This is a genomic window from Halorubrum sp. CSM-61 (assembly GCF_003781945.1).
Taxonomy (GTDB): Archaea; Halobacteriota; Halobacteria; order Halobacteriales; family Haloferacaceae; genus Halorubrum.
Map to the genome: position 1 here is coordinate 192,451 of NZ_RJJW01000004.1, position 19,145 is coordinate 211,595.

16 protein-coding genes and 1 tRNA gene are annotated in these 19,145 nt (G+C 64.9%); 12 read left to right on the forward strand and 5 right to left on the reverse strand.

The window, feature by feature from the left end:
- Positions 1 to 253 precede the first annotated feature (253 nt).
- A complete protein-coding gene (locus EDM04_RS08920) occupies positions 254 to 898 on the reverse strand; it encodes an FAD-dependent oxidoreductase (RefSeq protein WP_123621252.1) in 645 nt (214 codons plus the stop codon).
- A 403-nt stretch (positions 899 to 1,301) separates the two neighbouring features.
- Here EDM04_RS08920 and EDM04_RS08925 point away from each other — a divergent pair, with 403 nt between their 5' ends.
- The 5 genes from EDM04_RS08925 (at position 1,302) to EDM04_RS08945 (ending at position 7,863) form a co-directional block, all read left to right on the forward strand.
- On the forward strand, positions 1,302 to 3,059 hold the full coding sequence (locus tag EDM04_RS08925) for a 2-oxoacid:acceptor oxidoreductase subunit alpha (RefSeq protein ID WP_123621254.1): 1,758 nt from the start codon (positions 1,302 to 1,304) through the stop codon (positions 3,057 to 3,059).
- 3 nt (positions 3,060 to 3,062) lie between these two features.
- A complete protein-coding gene (locus EDM04_RS08930) occupies positions 3,063 to 3,926 on the forward strand; it encodes a 2-oxoacid:ferredoxin oxidoreductase subunit beta (protein ID WP_123621256.1) in 864 nt (287 codons plus the stop codon).
- Between the two features lie 193 nt (positions 3,927 to 4,119).
- Positions 4,120 to 5,355, forward strand: a complete 1,236-nt coding sequence (locus EDM04_RS08935) for a digeranylgeranylglycerophospholipid reductase (protein ID WP_123621258.1) — start codon at positions 4,120 to 4,122, stop codon at positions 5,353 to 5,355.
- A 77-nt stretch (positions 5,356 to 5,432) separates the two neighbouring features.
- Entirely contained in the window at positions 5,433 to 6,596 is a 1,164-nt protein-coding gene (locus EDM04_RS08940) for an acyl-CoA dehydrogenase family protein (RefSeq protein ID WP_123621260.1), read from the forward strand.
- A gap of 106 nt (positions 6,597 to 6,702) precedes the next feature.
- Positions 6,703 to 7,863: a GAF domain-containing sensor histidine kinase gene (locus tag EDM04_RS08945; protein WP_123621262.1), complete on the forward strand. Its 1,161-nt coding sequence runs from the start codon at positions 6,703 to 6,705 to the stop codon at positions 7,861 to 7,863.
- 654 nt (positions 7,864 to 8,517) lie between these two features.
- Here the strand turns inward: EDM04_RS08945 and purN are convergent.
- Positions 8,518 to 10,125 carry a phosphoribosylglycinamide formyltransferase gene (gene purN / locus EDM04_RS08950; protein WP_123621264.1) on the reverse strand — a complete coding sequence of 536 codons (1,608 nt, stop codon included), beginning with the start codon at positions 10,123 to 10,125 and terminating at the stop codon, positions 8,518 to 8,520.
- Between the two features lie 168 nt (positions 10,126 to 10,293).
- On the opposite strand from purN, the gene purB reads away from it, so the two are divergent.
- The 6 genes from purB (at position 10,294) to EDM04_RS08980 (ending at position 15,090) form a co-directional block, all read left to right on the forward strand.
- Positions 10,294 to 11,784, forward strand: coding sequence for an adenylosuccinate lyase (purB, locus tag EDM04_RS08955; RefSeq protein ID WP_206424444.1), 1,491 nt, complete (start codon positions 10,294 to 10,296; stop codon positions 11,782 to 11,784).
- A gap of 62 nt (positions 11,785 to 11,846) precedes the next feature.
- Positions 11,847 to 12,185, forward strand: a complete 339-nt coding sequence (locus EDM04_RS08960) for a zinc ribbon domain-containing protein (RefSeq protein WP_123621266.1) — start codon at positions 11,847 to 11,849, stop codon at positions 12,183 to 12,185.
- 95 nt (positions 12,186 to 12,280) lie between these two features.
- Positions 12,281 to 13,174 (forward strand): sensor domain-containing protein, encoded by an 894-nt coding sequence (locus tag EDM04_RS08965; RefSeq protein ID WP_123621268.1) that lies wholly within the window; start codon positions 12,281 to 12,283, stop codon positions 13,172 to 13,174.
- 72 nt (positions 13,175 to 13,246) lie between these two features.
- Positions 13,247 to 13,903: a hypothetical protein gene (locus tag EDM04_RS08970; RefSeq protein ID WP_123621270.1), complete on the forward strand. Its 657-nt coding sequence runs from the start codon at positions 13,247 to 13,249 to the stop codon at positions 13,901 to 13,903.
- Positions 13,903 to 14,583: a metal-dependent hydrolase gene (locus EDM04_RS08975; RefSeq protein WP_123621272.1), complete on the forward strand. Its 681-nt coding sequence runs from the start codon at positions 13,903 to 13,905 to the stop codon at positions 14,581 to 14,583. The genes EDM04_RS08970 and EDM04_RS08975 overlap by 1 nt, the downstream gene beginning before the upstream one ends.
- A gap of 288 nt (positions 14,584 to 14,871) precedes the next feature.
- Positions 14,872 to 15,090: a hypothetical protein gene (locus tag EDM04_RS08980; RefSeq protein ID WP_123621274.1), complete on the forward strand. Its 219-nt coding sequence runs from the start codon at positions 14,872 to 14,874 to the stop codon at positions 15,088 to 15,090.
- Positions 15,091 to 15,108: 18 nt separating this feature from the next.
- Here the strand turns inward: EDM04_RS08980 and EDM04_RS08985 are convergent, their stop codons facing one another.
- Together EDM04_RS08985 and EDM04_RS08990 are read right to left on the reverse strand one after the other, a co-directional pair.
- Positions 15,109 to 15,858 (reverse strand): hypothetical protein, encoded by a 750-nt coding sequence (locus EDM04_RS08985; protein ID WP_123621276.1) that lies wholly within the window; start codon positions 15,856 to 15,858, stop codon positions 15,109 to 15,111.
- A gap of 2 nt (positions 15,859 to 15,860) precedes the next feature.
- The gene (locus EDM04_RS08990; protein ID WP_123621278.1) at positions 15,861 to 17,708 is read right to left on the reverse strand and encodes a hypothetical protein; all 1,848 of its coding nucleotides are present in this window, start codon (positions 17,706 to 17,708) and stop codon (positions 15,861 to 15,863) included.
- A 316-nt stretch (positions 17,709 to 18,024) separates the two neighbouring features.
- Here EDM04_RS08990 and EDM04_RS08995 point away from each other — a divergent pair, with 316 nt between their 5' ends.
- Positions 18,025 to 18,564: a hypothetical protein gene (locus tag EDM04_RS08995; RefSeq protein WP_123621280.1), complete on the forward strand. Its 540-nt coding sequence runs from the start codon at positions 18,025 to 18,027 to the stop codon at positions 18,562 to 18,564.
- 475 nt (positions 18,565 to 19,039) lie between these two features.
- On the opposite strand, the gene EDM04_RS09000 is transcribed toward EDM04_RS08995, so the two are convergent.
- Positions 19,040 to 19,111: transfer RNA gene (locus tag EDM04_RS09000), tRNA-Ala, on the reverse strand.
- Positions 19,112 to 19,145: the final 34 nt, after the last annotated feature.

Below are 19,145 nucleotides of genomic sequence, written 5' to 3' on the forward strand. Positions count from 1 at the left end.
CGGTCGGGTGGGACTCAAAGGGGCAGCCGCGAGGGCGAAGCACGCTGCAGCAAGCACCGCAGCGAGGGAGCGATAGCGACTGAGCGAGGCGCGCAGCAAAGCGAGCGAGCCGTCGCGGCTGGGGCTTTGGAGGTGTTCACCGCCGATCTGCAGTCAACCGTTTATAAATGAGCGGCTGGGGCTTTGGAGGTGTTCGCCGTGGATCCGTCAGTAACCGCTTATAAGCAATCGTTTAAACCGTCTCAAACCACCTCTAGCCGAAGTTTTCGACCTTCGCGGCGTCGGCGTCGCCGCCGGCGGCCTCGACCGCGGCCTCGGCGTCGGCCACCAGATCGGCGAAGCCGTACACGAAGACGGTCTCGCCCTCGCTCCCCGTCAGCGCCTCGGCGACCGCGTCGTCGAGGTTCTCGTCCGCGTCGAGCAGATACACGGCCGCTCCGCGCTCCTCCAGCGCGTCCAGCCGGTCCGCGTGCGACACGTCGTCGTCGCGGTAGACGACCGCGGCCTCGGCGCCGTCGTCGAGCGCGCGCTCCGCGATGGCGACCGCCGGGCCGACGCCGGGGCCGCCCGCGATCACGACCGCCCGCGGCTCGCCGTCGTAGTGCTGGTCGCCGAACGGCCCGGAGAGGGTCATCTCCGTGCCGGCCTCGGCGTCGGCGAGGAACGCGGAGAACTCGCCGCCCTCCTCGGGGTCGATGCCGACCGTCACCTCGAAGGTGTCGCCGACGGTCGGCGACGAGAGGGTGTAGAAGCGCGCGACCGACTCGCCGTCGATCTCGGTGCCGAGCTTGACGAACTGCCCGGGCTCGGCGTCGAACCCGTCGGGCGCGTCGAACCGGAGGGCGTACGTGTCGCGGCCGACCGTCTCGACCGAGCTGACCGTCGCTGTCGTGTCCATGACCACGATCCGACCGGGAGACACAAACGTGTTCCCGTCGGCGTCGGTGCTGCCCGTGTCGAAACCGGCGGACCCTCGGCGATCGGATTCGAGCCGAACGCGGGCGTCGGATCGGGCGCGCCCGCAGTCCGGCCTGCACCCGGACAACAGGCTCGCCCGAGCCCGAGCCCGGGACCGGATCCGAGCGTCGCCGTTATCGGTTCGACGTTCGTCGAAATTGTCGACGACGATATGGGTCGATCGTGAGAGATTCGAAAAACGTTCGTCCACTATACGTGATATATATCCGTACTCAATCGCCGGTAGCGACAATATTCGCGAAAAACACAATGAACGTTCAGAAATGGATCGGTAGCTCCTTCCAGAAGTCTTTTGATGAGTCCGGCGAAAGCCCCCGTATAGCATGGCTGCGGACTTCAATTGGGCCGTCGGCGGGGAGGCCGGTGACGGCATCGACTCGACCGGGAAGATCTTCGCGCAAGCGCTCTCTCGGGCGGGTCGACACGTGTTCACGTCGAAGGACTTCGCCTCGCGGATCCGAGGCGGCTACACCGCCTACAAGGTGCGAACCTCCGTCGACAAGGTACAGAGCGTCGTCGATCGGCTGGACGTCCTCATCGCGTTGACGCCCCGGACCATCGAGGAGAACCTCGATGAGCTCCACGAGGGCTCGGTGATCATCTACGACGGCGAGCGGACCACGATGCAGGACGTGGAGATCCCCGACGGGATGATCGGGATCGACGTCCCGCTCAAGCGGCTCGCCGAGGAGGCCGGCGGGGCGATCATGCGGAACGTCGTCGCGCTCGGCGCGGCCTGCGAGGTCGCCGAGTTCCCCATCGAGAACCTCGACTCCGCGCTGGAGAAGAAGTTCGGAGACAAGGGCCAGAAGCTCGTCGACAACAACAAGGAGGCCGCCCGCGCGGGCCAGTCGTACGTCGACGAGGAGTACGACCACGAGTTCGACTACGACTTAGAGACCACCGACGAGGACTACGTCCTCCTCAACGGTGACGAGGCCATCGGGATGGGCGCCATCGCGGCGGGCTGCCGCTTCTACGCCGGCTACCCGATCACGCCCGCGACCGACGTGATGACGTACCTCACGGGCCGGATCGAGCGCTACGGCGGCCACGTGGTGCAGGCGGAAGACGAGCTGTCCGCGATCAACATGGCGCTCGGCGCCGCCCGCGGGGGCGCGCGGTCGATGACCGCCACCTCCGGCCCCGGGATCGACCTGATGACCGAGACGTTCGGGCTCATCGCGACCTCGGAGACGCCGCTGGTCATCTGTAACGTGATGCGCTCGGGCCCCTCGACCGGGATGCCGACGAAACAGGAACAGGGCGACCTGAATCAGATGCTGTACGGCGGCCACGGCGAGGTCCCCCGGTTCGTGCTCGCGCCGACGACGATTGCGGAGTGCTTCTGGAAGACCGTCGAGGCGTTCAACCTCGCCGAGAAGTACCAGCTCCCCGTCTACCTCACCGCCGACCTCTCGATGGCGGTCACCGAGCAGACGTTCTCCCCGGACACCTTCGACATGGACGAGGTGGAGATCGACCGCGGCAACGTCGTCGACGAGACGACGATCGACGACCACATGAGCGAGTCGGGCGGCTTCCAGCCCCACGAGCTCACCGACGACGGGATCTCGCCGCGGGCGTTCCCCGGCACCGCCGACGGCGCGCACATGTCCACCGGCCTCGAGCACGACGAGCAGGGGCGCCGGACCGAGGACACGGAGATGCGCGTCGAACAGGTCGACAAGCGCAACCGGAAGGTCGAGACGGCCCGTGAGCGCGAGGACTGGAGCCCGCGCGAGTTCGGCGACGAGGACGCGGACACCCTCGTGGTCACGTGGGGGTCGAACGAGGGCGCGCTCGCCGAGGCCGTCGAGTTCCTCGCCGAGGACGGACTCGACGTGCGGGTCCTCTCGGTCCCGTACATCTTCCCGCGGCCGGACCTGTCCGAGGACGTGGCGGCGGCGGAGAACGTCGTCGTCGTGGAGTGCAACGAGCAGGGGCAGTTCGCGGACCTGGTCGAACACGACGTGTTAGCGCGCGTCGATCGGATTAACAAGTACAACGGCGTGCGATTCAAGGCCGACGAACTCGCAGAGGACATCAAGGCGACCCTCGCGGAGGGGGTGGAGGCGTAACCAATGAGCTCAGACATTCGATTCACCGACTTCAAGTCCGACAAGCAGCCGACGTGGTGCCCGGGATGCGGCGACTTCGGCACCATGAACGGGATGATGAAGGCCCTCGCGGAGACGGGCAACGACCCCGACAACACCTTCGTCGTCGCCGGCATCGGCTGTTCCGGCAAGATCGGCACGTACATGCACAGCTACGCGCTCCACGGCGTTCACGGGCGCGCGCTCCCGGTCGGGACCGGCGTCAAGATGGCGCGGCCCGACATCGAAGTGATGGTCGCCGGCGGCGACGGCGACGGCTACTCCATCGGCGCGGGCCACTTCGTCCACGCCGTCCGGCGGAACGTCGACATGACGTACGTCGTGATGGACAACCGCATCTACGGGCTGACGAAGGGGCAGGCCTCGCCCACCTCCCGCGAGGACTTCGAGACCTCGACGAGCCCCGAGGGCCCCAAACAGCCCCCGGTCAACCCGCACGCGCTGGCGCTGGCGTCGGGCGCGACGTTCATCGCGCAGTCGTTCTCCTCGGACGCGCTCCGCCATCAGGAGATCATCCAGAAGGCGGTCGAACACGACGGGTTCGGCTTCGTGAACGTCTACTCGCCGTGCGTGACGTTCAACGACGTGGACACCTACGACTACTTCCGCGACTCGCTGGTCGACCTGAAGGAGGAGGACCACGACCCCAGCGACAAGGAGGCCGCCAAGGACGTCATCTTCGACGACGAGACCGAACACCAGGGGATCATCTACCAGGACGAGGACTCGGTGCCGTACCACGAGCGTCACGGCGTCGACGAGGACATGTCCGTCATCCCGGACGGAGCCCCCGAGGGCGCGACTGACCTCGTCCGCGAGTTCTACTGAACCGTCCTGAGCGCGGATACCGGCTCTCCGTTCCGCGCTCCGATCGCGATCGCTTCCGTCGATTGACGACGGTTCACCGACGGGGACATTCCGACCTCAACGGATCGTCAAAATCCGGCGACCCAGCCGGCTCACGGCCGGTTTGCGACCGTTTTCAGCAAGCCTAATTACGTGGGTCCGTATTCACGGGTATATGGTTGATCGCTACGACGTCGTGATCGCGGGTGCCGGACCGGCGGGCGCCCAGTGCGCTCGCGACCTGGCGACGCGAGACTACGACGTCGTCGTTCTCGAAACGGAGCCGGAAGCCGAGTTCCCCCGCCAGAGCAACAAGTCGACCGCCGGGACGTTCCCGTCGATGATGTCCTCCTTCGGGATCCCCGACGACGTGGTGATGTCGTACACCGACGACGTCGTGTTGGAGTCGCCCAACAGCCACTACAAGAGCTACCAGCCCGGCGCGGTGTTGGAGTTCGCCGACTTCAAGCGGTTCCTCGTCGAGGACGGGCGCGAGAACGGCGCCGAATACCGGTTCGACTCACGGGTCTCCCGACCGATCCTCGACGACGACGGCGTCATCGAAGGGGTCCGATACGACGGCGACGAGGAGGTGTACGGCGAGGTGGTCGTCGACGCCACCGGTCCCGCGGCGCCGATCGCGAGCGCGCTCGACGTGGTCGACCTCGAACGCGAGAACCAGGCGATCGGCATCGAGTACGAGATGGAGGGCGTCGAGATGAACCACCCGGAGTACGCCGACCTGCGCCGGGCGATGATGCTCCGGCTCGACCACGACATCGCGCCCGGCGGCTACTCGTGGATCTTCGCCACCGGCGAGGACACCGCGAAGGTCGGGATCTGTTACATCCAGAACGACCGCCACCGCGAGTTCGCCGAGGAGGGCCAGACCGTCGACGGCTACCTCGACGCGTGGGTCGACCGCGACCCCCGCTTCGCCGACGCCGAGAAGATCGACGGGAAGGTCCACCGCGGCTCCGCGCACATCCAGATGCCCGACCAGATGCACACCGACCGGTTCCTCGCGATCGGCGACACGGTCCCCTCCATCGACCCGCTGTGGGGCGAGGGGATCCACAAGGGGATGAAGTCGGCCCGCGCCGCGGCGGCCACCGTCGACCGGTGTCTCACCGATTCGGAGCGCCGCCTCGACGCCGAGAGCCTCGCCGTCTACGAGCGACTCTGGCACCGCGACGTGGCGCCCCGGATGAAGTCTCGGTTGATGCTCACCCGACTGCTGTACCTCGCGCCCAACGAGCGCTACGACCGGTTCATGCGCGACCTCCGGGGGGCCGAGGAGAACACGCTCGAGAAGGCGAACCGGGGCGAGAAGGCGTCGATGGCGAAGCTGCTCCACCTCTCCGACATCCCGCTGTTGGCGAAGTTCGCACGCGAGCAGTTGGGGTCGTAGTCGCCGGACTCGTCGCGCCCGAGACCGACGCGCCGACCTCCAGAACTGTTTTGTCCGGCGGTTTCCCACTAACGATCATGCTCGACTACGTGGGACTGGAGGCGGACCTCGGCGAGGAGGAGCGGCTCATCCGCGACACGGCGCGGGAGTTCGTCGACGAGCGGGTGCGTCCCGACATCGGCGATCACTTTCAGGCGGGGACGTTCCCGACGGAGCTGATCGAGGGGATGGGCGAGATGGGGTTCTACGCCCCGAACCTCGACGGGTACGGCCTCCCGAACGTGTCCGAGACGGCGTACGGTATCCTGATGCAGGAGCTGGAGGCGTGCGACTCCGGGCTCCGGTCGATGGCGAGCGTGCAGGGCGCCTTAGTGATGTACCCGATCCACGCCTACGGCAGCGACGACCAGAAGGAGCGGTGGTTGCCGGCGCTCGGCGAGGGCGAGGCGGTCGGTTGCTTCGGGCTGACGGAGCCGGACCACGGCTCGAATCCGTCGGCGATGGAGACGCGGGCCGAGCGGGACGGCGACGAGTACGTCCTCGACGGCACGAAGACGTGGATCACGAACGCGCCGATCGCCGACGTGGCGGTGGTCTGGGCGCGCGAGACGTCCGCCGAGGGAAGTCCCGTCCGCGGGTTCCTCGTCGAGACCGACCGCGACGGCGTGACCACGAACGAGATCGACGACAAGCTCTCGCTGCGCGCGTCGATCACCGGCGAGGTCAGCCTGCAGGGCGTACGCGTCCCCGAGGAGAACGTCCTCCCCGGCGTGTCGGGGATGAAGGGACCGCTCTCGTGTCTCACGCAGGCTCGCTTCGGGATCGCGTGGGGCGCGGTGGGCGCCGCGCGGGACTGCTTCGAACAGGCGCGCGAGTACGCGCTCGACCGCGACCAGTTCGGCGGCCCGATCGCCCGGTTCCAGCTCCAACAGGGGAAGCTCGCGGAGATGGCCACCCAGATCACCACCGCCCAACTGCTCGCGTACCGGCTCGCGGAGCTGAAGGAGCGCGGCGATCTCACCCCGCAGCACGTCTCGATGGCGAAGCGGAACAACGTCCGCACGGCGCGCGACCAGTCGCGGATCGCCCGGGAGATGCTCGGCGGCAACGGCATCACGACCGACTACTCGCCGATGCGCCACATGGCGAACATGGAGACGGTGTACACCTACGAGGGGACCCACGACATCCACACGCTCGTGCTCGGCGAGGACCTGACCGGGATCGCGGCCTACGAGTAGCCGGTTCGACGCGCGATCCGACGCTCACTGTCGGCCGACGTTCACCGAAACCCACCCGTTTAATGCGACGTGACCAGTGGTACGCTACCAAGAACCGTGATACGCGATGGATGACGTGGAACTGTCCGAGGACGACGCCCTGCGCCGGATGTACCGGATCACCGCGGAGCAGGAGCGATCGTTCGAGGACAAGCTCCCGGATCTGCTCGATCTGGGCTGCGTGTACCTCGGGGTCGAGACCGGCTTTCTCACCGAGATCGACGGCGACACCCAGCTGATCGTGGCCGCGAGCGGCGATCACGAGCTGCTCCAGCCGGGACGAAGCTGTCCGCTGTCGAAGGCGTACTGCAGGAAGACCGTCGATGTCGAGGGCGCGCTGACCGTCCAGCACGCGCGCGTCGAGGGGTGGGAGAAGGACGCCGCCTACGAGGAGTTCGGCCTGGAGACGTACATCGGCGCGAAGGTCGTCGTCAACCGCGAGGTGTACGGCACCTTCTGTTTCGCGGACACCGAGGCGCGCGATCGGCCCTTCTCCGAGGACGAGGAGACGTTCGTGGAGCTGATGGCCCAGTGGGTGAGCTACGAGATCTTCCAGCAGCGGGCCACCGAGCGGATGCAGAACCAGCGCGACCAGCTGGAGGAGTTCACCCGCGTCGTCTCCCACGACATCCGGAACCCGCTGGGCATCGTCGACGGCTACCTCGACATGGCCGAAGCGACGGGGGACCCCGAGCACTTCGAGCGGTGCCGCGACGCGATCGGCCGGATCGAGGCGCTGATCGACGACCTGCTGTTCCTCACCCGCGAGGGGCAGACGATCGGGGGCCGCGAGGAGATCCGGATCGACGAGCTCGCCGAGGAGTGCTGGTCGTTCGTGAACGCGACCCACGCAACCCTCGAAGTGGAGACCGACCGCGTCGTGTTGGGCGACTGGAGCCGGCTCCAGCAGGTGTTCGAGAACCTGTTTCGGAACAGCGTGGAGCACGGCGGCGCGGAGGTGACGATCCGCGTCGGCGACCTGGAGGGCGGCGACGGCGTCTACGTCGAGGACGACGGCGCGGGGATCCCTGAAGCGGAGCGCGATGAGGTGTTCGTCGACGGGTTCACCACCGCCGAGTCCGGGACGGGACTCGGGTTAACGATCATCCAACAGGTCGTCTCGGCGCACGGCTGGGAGGTGTCCGTCACCGAGAGCGAGGCGGGCGGCGCTCGCTTCGAGATCCGGGGGATGGAGCCGGTCGAGTCGGGGACGGACGGTAGCGAGTAGCCGTTTATAAGTCGGATTTGGCGTTGCTGTCGGCTGTTTATACGTGATCGACGACGCGCTGAACACCTCCAAAGCCCCAGTCGCCAGCGGCTTTGCCGCCGGCTGCCCGTGGCGCGTGGCGCCTCGCTGCCGCTCGCTTATATGTGACTGCTAACAGCGGATCGACGACGAGGACCTCCAAAGCCCCAGCCGCGAGGCGGGCGCACGCTCGCTGCGCGCTTCAGTCGCTCGCGCTGCTCGCTCCTTGCAGTGCTTACATCGCCTGCGCCCGCCTCGCGGCTGTCCCTTTGAGTCCCGCCCCGCACGGTACCGCAGCCTCACACCTCCCCAGCCTCGCGGTTCGCGCTCTTCGAGCGCTCACCGCGTCCAGCGAGGGACCGAAGGTCCCTCTGGCAGCCGGCGCGTAGCGCCGGCGACCTCGCGCGGCGCTCCTCGCGGCCGCCTTCGGCGGCCACTCGGAGGCGCGCGCCACCGCATCGTTCTTTATAAGGGACCGTCGCTGGCGCTCACGATCGTTTAAATACTGGATCGTTACTGTCGATCTGCAACACCTACTCCCACGATCGAGGAGTGGCCCTCAGCGATCGGCTCTTTCCGCGAAATCGCCCGAAAAATGGGAGCTCAGCGCCGTCGTCGCGGACGGAACGGCCGCCGTCAGTCGTGCCGGAAGCAGCGCGAGCCGGTAAAGGCCATCGCCATGTCGTGTTCGTCGGCCGCGGCGATCACGTCCTCGTCGTTGACGGAGCCGCCGGGCTGGACCACGGCCTCGATCCCGGCCGCCGCCGCCTCCTCGATCGCGTCCGGGAACGGGAAGAAGGCGTCAGAGGCCATCACCGCGCCCTCGGCGGACTTCCCGTCGGCGTCCTTCTCCGCCTTCATCGCCGCGAGCGTGACGGCGTCGACGCGGGACACCTGTCCCGTCCCGACCCCGACCGTCTCCGTGCCGGTCGCGAACAGGATCCCGTTCGATTTCACGTGTTTGAGCGTCTTCCACGCGAACACCATCGTCTCCAGCTGCTCGTCGGTGGGTTCGCGCTCGGTGACCACGTCGAGGTCGGCGGCGGTCGGCGACTGCAGGTCCCGCTCCTGTACGAGGCGACCGCCGACGACCGGCTTCTCCGTGAAGCGCTCGGAGAAGCGCTCCGCGCCCTCGCCGAGGGGACCGGCGTCGAGCACGCGGAGGTTCTTCTTCTCTCGGAGCACGTCGAGCGCGCTCTCGGTGTAGCCGGGCGCGACGACGACCTCCTTGAAGGAGTCGACGACCGCGTCGGCGGTGTCGGCGTCGCACTCGCGGTTCAGGGCGACGATGCCGCCGAACGCGGACTTCGCGTCGGTCCGCAGCGCGCGGTCGTACGCGTCGGCCAGCGTGTCGCTGGTGGCGCAGCCGGCCGGGTTCGTGTGCTTGATCACGGCGGCCGCGGGCTCGTCGAACTCCTTGACCAAGTTGAGGGCGGCGTCGGCGTCGTTGTAGTTGTTGTACCCCATCCCCTTCGCGCCGGGGTTCAGCTGGGGCGCGTCGACGACGCTCGCCTCCTCGCAGCCGTCGTCGACGTAGAGCGCGGCGTCCTGATGGGGGTTCTCGCCGTACCGCAGCGTATCGGCGCGCTCCTCGGAGACGAACCGCCGCTCGGGGAAGTCGCCCCCGGTGTCGCCGTCGACGGTCACGTTCACGGGCGTATCGTCGTCACCGCCGCGCTCGATCGTCACTCGGTCCTCCGCGAACCACCGCACCGCCCGCGGGTACGCCGCGAACTCGGCGTCGTGAAGCACGCGCTCTTTCAGCGCGTCGGCGTCGTCGTTCTCGTAGACGGGCACCGGCTCCTGGGTCACGATCGGACCGGCGTCGACCTCCTCGGTGACGACGTGGACGGTGCAGCCGGTGGTGCGGACGCCGGCGTCGAGCACCTGCTCGTGGGCGTCGGTTCCGGGAAACGCGGGTAAAAGCGAGGGGTGAACGTTCAGCGTCGCGGGGACCCGATCGAGGAACTCGTCCGTCAGGACGCGCATGTATCCGTCCAGACAGACGAGATCGAAGTCGTACCCCGCGAGCCGGTCTACGATCCGTCGCTCGTGTGACTCGCGCGACTCGCCCTCCTCGCGCTCGACGACCTCGGTGGGGATCCGTCGCTCGGTGGCGGCCTCTAACGCGGGCGCCTGTTCGCGGTTGGTCAGGACGACCGACAGCTCCGCGCCCCCCGGCGCGGCGTCGGCGATGTGTCTGAGGTTCCGTCCCCGGTTGCTCGCGAGTCCGGCGATCTTCATACCTGTTGGGTCCGACCGATCGCGTATATCGATTGCGGTCCGTCGCGGCAGTATGTTCACGTTCACGGATAAATCGCGCCCAAGTTGCCGATAGAGAGCGAGAACGGATCCACGTCCGTGCGTCTCCCCATCGACACGCTTTTGCTGGCTCCGGCGGCAGTCGCGGACATGACCGACGCCGACGACACACCGGACGACGACGCGCCGGCCGACGACGCGCCGGCCGACGAACCGATCCCCGGGCTGTCGCGCTCGGACTCCCTCGCGGCGGTGTCCCCGCTCGACGGGCGGTACGCCTCCCGGACCGCGCCGCTGTCCCCGTACGCGAGCGAGGCCGCGCTCATGCGCGCCCGGGCCCGCGTCGAGGTCGAGTACCTGATCGAACTGGCCGCGCTCGACGCGACCCCGATCGCGCTCGACGACGACGCCGAGGCGGCCCTCCGCGCTATCTACGAGGAGTTCTCCGCCGAGGACGCTCGCCTCGTTAAGGCGCTGGAGGTCGAGGGCGCCGAGGGATACGACGCGACCAACCACGACGTGAAGGCGGTCGAGTACTTCCTGCGGGTCCGGATCGACGGGCTGGAGGAATCGGGGACGATCGCCGACGGCGAGGCGATGTACCCGTGGATCCACTTCGGGCTCACGAGCGAGGACGTGAACAACCTCGCGCACCGGCTCCTGGTGAAGGCGGCCGTGAGCGACGTGATCGTGCCCGCGATCCGCGAGGTCCGAGACGCGCTCGCCGACCTCGCGCGGGAGCACCGCGACGCGCCCATGCTGGCGCGCACCCACGGCCAGCCCGCGACGCCGACGACGTTCGGCAAGGAGATGGCCGTGTACGCCTCGCGGCTCGGCCGCGCGCTCGGGCGGGTCGTCGTCGCGAACGGCGACCTCTCCGGCAAGCTCGCGGGCGCCTCGGGCACCTACGCCGCCCACGACGCGGCCTACCCCGAGGTCGACTGGCCCGCCTTCGCCGAGTCGTTCGTGCGCGGACTCGATCTGGAGCACACGCCGCTCGCGACGCAGGTGAACCCCTGCGACGACCTGGCGGCGCTGTTCGACGCGCTGCGCGGCGTCAACAACGTCCTGCTCGATCTGGATCTCGACGCGTGGCTGTACGTCTCCGACCGCTACCTCGGCCAGCGGACCGTGGAGGGCGAGACCGGCTCCTCGACGATGCCGCACAAGGTGAACCCGATCGACTTCGAGAACAGCGAGGGGAACCTCTCGAAGGCGAACTCGGATCTGGTCTTCCTCGCCGACTACGTGACGACCTCGCGGCTCCAGCGCGACCTCTCCGACTCGACGGTCAAGCGCAACGTGGGCGCCGCGCTCGCCCACTGTCTGATCGGCTACTCGAAGGTCGGCGACGGGCTCGACACGGTCGTTCCGAACGAGACCGTCATGCGCGAGGAGCTGGCCGAGACGCCCGAGGTGATCGGCGAGGCCGTCCAGACGATCCTCCGCCGCGAGGGCGACACGGGCGCCTACGAGCGCGTGAAGGACCTCACGCGGGGGAAGCGCGTCACCCTCGACGACTTTCGCGACCTCTTCGACGACCTCGACGTCGACGAGGGCGTCCGCGAGGAGCTGAAGGCGCTGACCCCGGCGAGCTACGTCGGCGTCGCCGACGAGCTGGTCGACGAGATCGACGAGTAGGCCGCGGGGGAGCTCGCGGACCGCCACAAGAGGTTTACTCGTCGCGAGAGCAGGTCCCACCGATGCCCTCCGACAACGACGAGGAGACGGAGTACTCCGTCTTCGGCGACGAACCGAACGACGAGTGGGCCGACGCGGGAGACGGCGACCGCGCCGATCCCGACTCTGCTCGAACGGGAGACGAGTCCGGGTCGCTGGCGGCCGGAGACGGCGACGGCTGCCCGAAGTGCGGACACGAGGAGACGGAGACCGACGAGATCGCGACGAGCGGCACCGGTCTCACCAAGATGTTCGACGTCCAGAACCGCACGTTCGTCGTGGTCTCGTGTGCGAACTGCGGCTACTCGGAGCTGTACAAGGGGCAGTCGACGGGGAACGCGATCGACTTCTTCGTCGGATAGACGCCCGAGACGCGGGCAGAACGACCCCTTTGAGCCTTCGTGGTCCGCCGATGGCGACCGATTTATGTCGACCGAGGGAAACGTTTCGACCGCACATGGTCTCCCTCCGTTCCCCCTCTGCCCTCCCGATCGTCGGCGTCCTCGTCGACGGCCGGACGTACAGACACCTGTTGTACCTCCTGATAGCGATCCCCCTCGGGTTCGTCTACTGGACGCTGTTCTCGTTCGGGTTCGCCTTCGGGCTCCTGCTCTCCGTGGTGCTCGTCGGGCTCGTCATCCTGCTGGCGACGCTGATCGGCGCCCGGATCGCCGCCGGCTTTGAGCGCTGGCTCGCCAACCGGCTGTTGGGGACGGACCTCGACCGGTACGACGACGTGCCCGCCGAGGCGGACGGCGCGGTCGCGGGCGTCAGGAAGTACGTCGAGGCGGCGTCGACGTGGCGGGGCGTCGGCTTCCTCTCGCTGAAGTTCCTCGTCACCGCCCTCGCGTTCGTCCCCCTGATCGCGCTCGCGAACGGGGTCCCGCTCCTCTTCGCCCCGCTTCGATATCCCCACGTGGCGAACTTCGGGGAGTCGAACGGGGAGCCGGTGACGTGGGCGATCGACACGCTCCCCGAGTCGGTTTTGGCGGTCGCGATCGGACTCGTCGCGGTGCTCGCGGCGCTCCACGTCACGAACCTCGTCGCGTACGTCTGCCGGCAGATGGCGACCGCGCTGCTCGGGGAGCCGCGAACGGACGAGGAGGCGGCAGTCGAGGAGCCGGCGGCCGACGACGCGGTGACGATCGACGACGGTGCGGCGGAGAGCGACGACGGTGCGGCGGAGAGCGACGACGGTGCAGCGGAGAGCGACGGAGAACCGGCGGACGAGGCGGTCGACGACGCCGAGCCCGCCGACCACCCGGCGCCCGAATCTGACGAGTTTATCCCGGCGGACGCGGTCGAACCGGACTCGGACGGGGACTCGGCCCGGACGGAAGACCGCTCCTGATCCGCCGAGGGCGCGGGAAGTTCTCGCCTCCGCCCCCGGAGCGCTTATTCTCGTGCGACCGTCAGGGCCGGTATGGCTCCGACGCTCGTCGCCGCCGCCGTCGGCGCGTTGCTGGCGGCTGCCCTGTTGGGCGCGGCGTTCGACCGGCGTTCGGTCGCGGTCGTCGTCGCGGCCGCGGTCGCCCCCGATCTCGACGCGGTCGCGAGCCTCGTCGTGCCGGGCGCGACGAACGCGCTTCTCCACACCCTCTGGCTCCCGCTGGTGGCGGCGGGCGCGCTCTACTGGGACACCGTCGCGGCCGATAAGTCCCGGTTCCGCGCCCGGTTCGGATGGCGCGGCGCGCGGGTCGCGTGGGTCGCGCTCGCGGCGTTCCTCGTCGCCGGCATCGGGACGGACCTGTTCGGCGCTGCGGGGGCGAACCTGCTGTATCCCGTCCACGACGCCTACTACCGGATCGACGGACGGCTCGTGCTCTCGACACAGGAGGGGATCGTCCAGACGTTCGTCGCGCTCGGCGCGGACGGGCCCGGGACCCTCCCGCTGGAGACGGTCGGGACGACCGCCTCGCACGCGATCCCGACGTTCGCGAACCCCGACGGGCGGCCGGGACTCACGCTCGGGGGCGACCGCGAACTGTCGCTCGTCCGGAGCGGGTGGCAGCTCGTCGTCGTCGCGGCCGCGGTCGCGACGCTCGCGGTCCGGTTCGGGCGGCGAGAGGTGACCGAGTAATGCCCTCGACCGTCGTCCACTCCGGGTTCGCGCTGTTGCTCGCGGTCGCGCTGCTCGGCGACTACTACGACCGCCGGGCGCTCGCGGCCCTGCTCGTCGTGTTAGTGCTCCCCGAGGCCGACAGCTTCCTCGGGCCGATCATGCCCGGCGCCCACCGATCGGTCGGGCACAACCTCGTCTTTCCCGCGGTCGGCGCGCTGCTCCTGTACTACGACACCCGCGTTCGGGACCGGTCGCTGGTCCGCGACCGGCTCTCCGACCGATGGGTCGCGGTCGCGTGGGTGGCGATCTTCGTGCACGTCTTCGCGCACGTCGCGCTCGACTGGACCCACCTCGACGGGGTGAACCTCCTCTGGCCGCTTCGGGACGAGTTCTTCGCGCTCGACGGCGAGATCCTGCTCTCGACCGCAGACGGGTTCGTGCAGACCTTCGTCGACGTGCGGGTCGACCCGGAGACGGGCGCGCGGAGCGTCGACGCCGGAACGACGGGATCGACCGAGACGGTCCACGTCAACAACCCGGTCGAGCCGCGGGACCCGGATATCGTCACCGAGGAGCCGGTAGACCGGCGCTTCCCGATCGCTAACGGCGGCTGGCGGCTCTACCTGATCGGGGTGGGTCTCTTCGCGCTCGTCGCGAGGCGGTTTCAGGGATCGGGGGCGGATGTCGACGTGGAGTGACTACGGGGAACCTCGTTCCAGTCGCCTCGTTATCGTCTTCTCGGCGCCAGAGTGGTGAAGAGGAAGCAGTTCTCCGCGCGTTGGCCCTCGATCGGAGAGAGGGTGTCAGTCACCTCGTTCATGTGGCTGTTAGGCCGACGATCGGAGAAGGAACGCAATCGTCGTCGAAAACCACTCCATCACGTATCATTTCAGCTATGACTTTCGTTGGAGTATATATGCGAAATCGTGTATATTCCGGATGGTGTGGGGATACGCTTATTTGAGGATGTTATCTACAATTAATAAATGAGTGACATCGAAGAAGCAGTTCTTGTCGCTGTTGGTAACACTGTCTCCAAGAAAGCGATAGAGTGGGTACAGAGCCGCGGCCCAGATTTCTCTGAGACAGACTGGAAGCAGACAGCAGGACCGGTCCTAAGACAAGTCCGTGCTTCCCACGAGCAGTTTAGAACTGGATATCAGGATAAGAATGTCAATCGGAATGACTTACAACCGATCGCATGACGGCGCAGAGCAGCACGGTCAAAGACCGTAGAGATCCTGAAGATCTTCGTGTTCTGGCAGGAGTTCTTTTTCGAGCAGGAAGTTTCGGTATCTCTCATTCTGTTGTTTACGCCTTTCCTCTACATCTTGGATATGCGCTGTTGCTTGTTTCGCCTCGTTTACTTCATCACAAAAGGTGTCGCGCATTTCTATCATCTGATCGATATTATGCTCTATGACAGCTTGGTACTGCTGGGGGTGCTGTGCAGTTTTCAGCCATTCGTGCGTTTTACCGTACGCTTTTATCTCGTGGTCCATCATTATCGCGTACGTTTCAGGCGGCCCCCCGGAGCTAGCGAACTGCACCACGTGCAAGGCCTCGTGGTAGAGGAGAATTCGCCAATAGACCTTTTCGAGAATAGTATTTTCTCCCAGCTGAGGGTCCGGACACTGGACGTAGACCTCGGTTGAGGAGTTGGTCCACGCTTGGAGATTGGAGGTTTTCATCTCTTGGTGTGGGTGCCTGTATTTCCACTTGATCGTCACACCTCGCATCAGGTTCCGACGGGGAAGCTGCGGAAGGAGGTCGCTCCACGCGGCTCTCGCCCTGTGAACGAACGGTGGTTCCTCGCTGGTTGCCTTGTACCCCTCGGTGACGGGATCGCAGGTGGTCGTCGGAACGGACTCAGTACTCCGACTGTCGTCGAGTACCCGATCCGCCGGCTCGTCGACCGCGCGGTCACCACCTTCGAGGACATCCGTGCGCTCCGCCTCTTTGTTGCCGCTCATCGCTAGTCCGACCCTTCCTTATCTCCGGCCTCCTCGCGCTGTTGCGGGTGCGGGTGGTTCGACAGGCGACTCACGAGATCTGTGCGTTCCTCGTCGTTGTCGCGGACCGCCGAGTTAGCGATCTCGTCCAACTCCGCTTTGGCCCGGCTGCCCGCGACCTCCACCTCCCGCCGCTCAACCTCGAGCCCTTGTAACTGCTCCGCGTACTCGTCCAATGCGGTGCTCGTACCCAACAACGATTCCACCATAACACCATCAGTCCGCATGGAGTTTTTCGTCGCCGACATGATGATACCCGGCACCCAGATCTCGGTTCCAGTAATTGGGTCGCTGTACGATGAGGTCTTCTCGGAGCGTACCCGGTGATACCTGTTGTCCTCGTCTATCTCACGTTCCTCGATGAAGTCGTCGTGCAGGTTCCCCTCGTGGTCGAGAATACTGCCAAGCGAGTCATGAATGTCTGTCCGCACTCGGTCACGCTGGTCCGTTTTCACGTAGGTTTCCAGGAGTGAGTCGAGTTCCGGCAAGGTAACTTCGTCACGAGATTCGGTAAAGCCGTTGAAGAAGGCGACGCGCACATCCACCAGGCTTGAGATGGTGATGAACTCCTGGTTCATCTGCCGAAACACGAAGTTCAGGGTGCGGCTGAGATTGATGTTCTCGATCTTGCGTTCGGTGGACCTCTCTTCCTCTTCGATTTCCCGTGATTCGTAGCTCGTGTCCACTTCGACCTCGCGCTTTGCCGACGCCTTCTGAGCGTGTTTGTCGGTCGCAGTCGTCGAATTCTTCGCAAACTCCTCGCGTGCGGAATTCGTCCCGCCTTTCACACCAGCGTCCATGTTCGCGGAACCCCACCCCCAGCTCGCGTTGGCCTCTGCGTTCGAGTGATATTTGAAGCTCTTTTCGTAGTCCTCTTTACTGGATTGTTCGTTCTCAATCGTCCGTTCGAAATCAGTGGCACTCTCTTCAGTGAAGGAATCGAGGATGCTGGACGCCTCTGTTCGTTCTTTTTCTGATTTTCGGAACGTCCTGATCGAGATCGTCGTCCGCTCGCCGGGAAGCAGGCTGAACGTCTGAATGACTTTTCCGGCGCCGTACGAGCCCAGATAGGACGCGAGCCGGTAGGTCTCGACGAGCAGAAGCGACGGTTCGACTTCGGTAGTCCTATCGATGGTTCGGGGGCTTATCGTTCCGTACATCGAACTGTAGAAGGCCAACTCCTTCCCCATTTTTTTCGTTTCTACTATTTCTTGGGCACTGAGTGACTGCAACGCTTCACTCACGGGGCGATCGGTCTCGAGACTCAATGGTGACTTTTCGGAGAAGCGGAGTTTTCCCGATCTGACCCGTGCGTTCGGGAGGATGTGCTTGTCGGCAAACCCGCTTTTCATGGACCGTTTGACTTGCGCTTCGATCTCCTCGTCGCTCATCTGAGACACGTCGATACGGAGAGGCTGGACTGTCCCATCTTCGCCACCCGGAAGGGACGGTCCACCGGGAAACCTCGGGTCGTCCGGATTTATCGGCTTCCCGGGAAACCTTGGATCCTCCGGTGGTTCAGGGTCGGGTTCGTCCGGGGGCTCGGGATCGGGTTCGTCCGGAGGTTCAGGATCCGGTTCATCTGGGGGTTCGGGGTCCTCGTCGTCTGGGGGCCCAGAGTTATCGTCGTCCGGTGGCACAGGGGCCGGTTCGGGACGCCCCCAAGCAGCGGGGGAGAATAGATCTTCATCGTACTCGAGCTCGATGAAGTTCTTCCCGAAATAGATTGCCGGCTGTGGGATGTCGTAGCTGAGTATCGGTGCTCTTCCACCCGGTTCCAGCTGAATCAGCGGTTCGTTGTTATTCGACATCTATTTGTATTTATTTTAATACAGCATAAACATTATCTCGATATTATCGACAGTACCGATACGAAACCTGTTGTGAACTGGTTATTGTATGTATAGTTCGTAGCCGCTGCTTACCCCGGCTGATCGCCCATCACGTTCCGGACTGTTCGAGGATCTAATAGTGGTCGCTCTGGAGTACCACGAAGGACGATTCCGAATCTGCTAGAGCGGAAAGATCTGTATCTAAACAAGTTCGAACTAAGCGAGTAGATTGTACAGGTTTGCCCTCCTACAGTCCCACAGAAAGCTTATAACATCCGATTGTTGATGAATTATAATGAATCGGAGGAAACTACTTGCTACGGCAGGATCTGGGCTACTTGCTGGGATTGCAGGATGTGGTTCTGACAGCGGGGATCCAACGGATACGAATCCGCCGGGAGAGAAATCAGAAATTCAACTGAAACCACCGCAGGCAGACTTACCAGACGGTTGGGAGTTGAAAACCCCTGATACAGAGCCTCATGTACTACTAGAGGATTCCAGCTATGGGCTCGACTACACGGCAATCGGACACAATAGGCGGTACGAAGATATGGAACTCCGAGAGCGAGTCCGAGAAGAATTATTTGGCCGGTTCGATAGGCCTCTTGTCGTCGGTTTTGCCTCCCACGTCAAGCTCGAAGTGCTTGGTGGTAGTGTGACTGAGTCAATCGTAGTTCAGGCAACAGACAAGATCCAAAATAAGGCTGAATCAATATTTCAGACAAAAATAGAAGAATTCGGGCTTCAGGACATCTCGAAAGACGGAACTTACCAACACCAAGGAAGCCGTTCACCGAGTGAATTTCAAAAATTCACAGGAACTATCCTGTAGAGTCTGTCGAAATTGAGGATGTGGATATACCAAACGTTGAGGAAGAGAGCTTCACATTAGAGTCTGGACAGCTCGATGTTACGGGGCTTCTTAGTACTCATCGCCAAGATAGCGCCATTTTGATCACGGGTGGAGTGTTCCCGAGTGAGAACTATATTCGTTCAAAGAACTGGGACATTACGGGTGGTGTTCATCTGGACTTGACAGTAGATCTGGGACTAAATTCGAATATACACCGGTCGGATATCGTGAATTTCGCTCAGAACGTCCACGTCTAACCGCTAATCTTCGCGCCTACACAGTACCACGGGTTTGTCTGGATGCGATTCTCTTGTTTGGCGTAGAGAAGGATGCTTCTCTCGTTTAGCAACCCTCGTTATGGCGGAGAAATCGGAGTGGACTCGCGGGGGTCCCGTGAGCGCAGCGAACGGGACCAAGCGAGGGAACGACTGAACGAGCGAAGCGAGTGAAGGAGTGGACTCGCGGGGATTTGAACCCCGGGCCTTCCCCGTGCCAGGGGGATGATCTACCACTGATCTACGAGCCCTCGTACGCATCCATTCGTTCCCCGCTGGATATAT